Origin of the sequence: Brachyspira catarrhinii (assembly GCF_005518285.1) — a bacterium.
Taxonomy (GTDB): domain Bacteria; phylum Spirochaetota; class Brachyspiria; order Brachyspirales; family Brachyspiraceae; genus Brachyspira; species Brachyspira catarrhinii.
The window spans coordinates 1-4,005 of the sequence record NZ_SJDU01000221.1; the positions used below are offsets into that span (position 1 = coordinate 1).

2 protein-coding genes are annotated in these 4,005 nt (G+C 30.0%); both read left to right on the plus strand.

The annotated features are described in order from the left end of the window. The first annotated feature begins 125 nt into the window (after positions 1-125). The gene (locus EZH24_RS08340; protein ID WP_137998694.1) at positions 126-3,116 is read left to right on the plus strand and encodes an Eco57I restriction-modification methylase domain-containing protein; all 2,991 of its coding nucleotides are present in this window, start codon (positions 126-128) and stop codon (positions 3,114-3,116) included. A 197-nt stretch (positions 3,117-3,313) separates the two neighbouring features. Next, a partial coding sequence (locus EZH24_RS08345) for a reverse transcriptase domain-containing protein (protein WP_137998696.1) occupies positions 3,314-4,005 on the plus strand: 692 nt, incomplete at its 3' end.

A 4,005-nucleotide genomic window follows, 5' to 3' on the forward strand; every position in this document is an offset into this window, starting at 1 on the left:
ATATTTTATCCCAATAGATTTTTCTGTTGGGATTTTTTATTTTGAAATAATAATTTATAATATTAAAAGTTTAATTAAAAATTTTTTTAAATAAAAAATAAAATAAAAATAAAATTGGAGTTAATATGTCCGAAATCAAAACGAGTAAAGAATTGGCATTCGAGGGAATTAAAGAACTTGTCGAAAAGTTTGAGAATAATTATAAGCAGTTTCATGCGAGCGAGTATAACGAAACTTTGACTAGGCAGGATTTTATTAATCCTTTCTTCGAGTATTTGGGTTGGGATATTTCAAATAAACAAGGATACTCTCATATTTATAGAGAAGTTATTCATGAGGATAAGTTACGCCAGAGGCGCGCCTACGGCGAAATCAACAAAGAAACTAAACGGCAAGCTCCCGATTATTCATTTAGAATTGGGGGTAATAGAGTATTTTTTGTGGAAGCGAAAAAGCCGAGTTTGAACTTAAAGGAAGATTCGGACGCCGCTTATCAAATAAGACGATACGCTTGGAGCGGGAAATTAGCCGTAAGCATTTTGACGAACTTTGAAGAATTTGCAATTTACGACTGCTCTAAAAAACCTTCGCCAAACGATAAAGCCTCGATGTCGAGAATAGAATATATCAATTATAAAGATTATTTGAATAGATTCGATTTTTTATACGACACATTTGCAAAAGAAAATGTATTGAAAGGCTCGCTTGAAAAATATAACGCGGACGCAAAAAATAAAAAAGGAACGGAAAGCGTAGATATTGATTTTCTTAATTCGCTCGATAATTTGAGGACAAAATTGGCTTCGAGTATAAGTAAATTAAACGGTATATCCGAAAGAGATTTGAATTTTGCCGTTCAACATATAATCGACAGAATAATATTTTTGAGAGTGGCGGAAGATAGAGGAGTGGAAAATTACGGAGATTTGCGGGAGGCTTGTAGTAATTCAAATGTCATTGCGAAGGCAAAGCCTGCGACAAAGTCGGGCATTCGCCAAGCAATTAATAATGTGGATTGCCACGCCTCACTTCGTGAGGCTCGCAATGACGAGAAAGTAGTTCGTAATGAAGGGAATAATTATTATAAAAATATAGTCGAGATATTTAAGAAAGCGGACGGGAAATATAATTCGGGGATTTTTGATTTTTCTAAAGATAAAATTACAGATAAAATAAAAGTCGACAATAAAGTAATTAAGGAAATAATTAACGATTTGTATTATCCAAAAAGTCCCTATGAGTTTTCGGTAATATCGGTGGAAATTATAGGAAACGCATACGAGCAATTTTTGGGAAAGACTATAACGATTGGGAATAATCACAAAGCGAAAATCGAATTAAAACCAGAAGTGCGAAAGGCTGGCGGAGTTTATTATACGCCAGAGTATATAGTCGATTATATTGTGGAGAATACGGTTGGAGAGAAGATAAAAAATAAAACTCCAAACGAAATAGCGAAAATAAAAATAGCGGACCCAGCTTGCGGCAGCGGAAGTTTCTTGCTTGGAGCGTATAAATATTTGCTTAATTATCATAGAGAATATTATTCAAAACAAGGAAAGAAAAAATTTTTGGCGTCTGCCCGCCGTTGGCGCGGCTCAAAAGAAGACGCAATTACGGAAGACGGAGAACTCGCCTTATGGGTAAAAAAGCAGATACTCATAAATAATATTTTCGGAGTCGACATCGACTCGAACGCCGTAGAAGTTACAAAATTATCGCTTCTTTTGAAATGTATGGAAGGCGAAACTCCAGCTTCGATAATGAATAATCAAAGTTTGTTTAACGAAAGGGCATTGCCTTCATTGGACGAAAATATTAAATGCGGAAACTCGCTCATTGGGAACGATTTTTATAGCGGTGGCGACAGCCTTAATATCGACATTGAAACGCAATATAAAATTAATTGCTTCGATTGGGAGAGAGAATTTCCTTCGATTTTTAAGTCGGGCGGATTTGATATTGTAATCGGCAATCCTCCTTATGGCGCAGAGTTGATGGATATTGAAAGAAATTATTTAGAAAGAAAATATAATTTAAGCAATACGAATACCGCCGCATTATTTATAGGATTATCGAAACATTTATTAAAAGACAAAGGCGTTAATGGTTTTATAATTCCTAAATCTTTCATATATGCTTCAAATTGGGAAAATTCAAGGGAATTGATTATAAACGATTTGCAAGAGTTGGTAGATTGCGGTAAAGTTTGGAAAGAAGTTAAATTAGAACAAGTTATAATTATGTTTTGTAATAACTTTGAAGTCGAAACTTATAAAGCTTCCGAAAGAAATGAAAACAATATTATAACGGTTGGCAAAATTGATAAAAAAACATTTAGAGAATTTGGATTTTATTTGAATGCGGTTTCTAATGAAGAATTAAATATCGCTTATAAAATGATTTCAAGCAAAAAAACAGTAAATGATTTTTGTATTAACCGAAGAGGAGTTGGAGAGCAAAAACATTGTTTAGAAGAAATAAATACGAAAAAAGAATATTATAAAGTTTTAGGCGGTAAAAATATTTCTCGTTATTATTTTCCTGATAACGCTAAAAAATATATATTAAAAGAATATATTCAAGATGATAAAGCATTTATAGAAAAAAATTCTATATTGGCACAAAGAATTGTTTCTTATACCGAAATACCAAAACCTTCAATAGCGATTAGAGCAATTCCTTCTGATATAATTAATTCTCTAAATAAATATATTTTAGTGGATACAATTAATCAATTATCAAATAAAAGCGAATATTCTACTTATTTTATCTTGGCTATTTTAAATTCAAAATTAATATCTTGGTATGCTTATAGATTTATATACAGTAAAGCTATAATGACTATGCAATTTGATAATCCAACAACTTCAAGAATTCCAATGCCTTTGGTAGATTTGTCAAAAAAGTCGGATAAAGAAATCCACGATAAATTAGTTAATCTTGTAGATAATATTATTGAAATTAATAAGAAGTTGAATAATGAGAAAAATCCCGATGTTGTGACTATGTTGAGGAGGCAAGTTGAGGCTATTGATGATAGTATAGATAAGATTGTTTATGGGCTTTATGGTTTGACGGAAGAGGAGATTGAGATAATTGAAAATGGGAAATAATATTAAATTTATATTTGACTTTTTTAAACTAATATGATAATTTTAGAATAGCTTACAGATAGATTTTTCCTGTTGATTTCGCAGGAGAAGATTTATTATAGGGTTAGTGTTTAAGTAAAAATGCTGCTTTTCTTAATTTCCATATACTGTGCACAGTATATGTCTTACATAAGAGTATCTGTAAGCTTTAATTTTTTATGGATACATTAGATAAATTAAAAAATTGTAAAACTAAACGCGGACTTTCAAAAATTATAGGCATTAAATTAAAAAAAATAACATATATTTTATTTGTAAAAAAAGATAATTTATATACAGAGTTTCAAATTCCTAAAAAGAATGGTAAATTTAGAAATATATCAGCTCCAAACGAGTATTTAAAAATAATTCAAAAGAAACTAAAAAAAGTTTTAGAAGAATGCTATAATAAAATACTAATAAATAAAAACGCTTCTCATGGATTTTTAAAGAATAAATCTATATATACAAATTCAAACTTTCACAAAAATAAAAGATATGTTTTGAATATAGATTTAAAAGATTTTTTTCCAAGTATAAATTTTGGAAGAGTGAGAGGCTTTTTTATAAAAAATAAAAATTTTCAATTAAACGAAGAGGTTGCAACTTTAATTGCTCAAATAGCCTGTTATAATAATCAATTGCCTCAAGGTAGCCCAAGCTCGCCTATAATATCAAATTTAATTGCCATTAGTTTAGATAAAGGTTTATCTATATTATCAAAAAAATATAAATTTAATTATACAAGATATGCGGACGATATTACAATATCTACAAATTTAAAAAATTTTCCAATAGCTATAGCTTATAAAGATGAAGATGGGAATTGGAAACTAGGAAGCGAACTAATTAAAGTTATAAATAATAATCA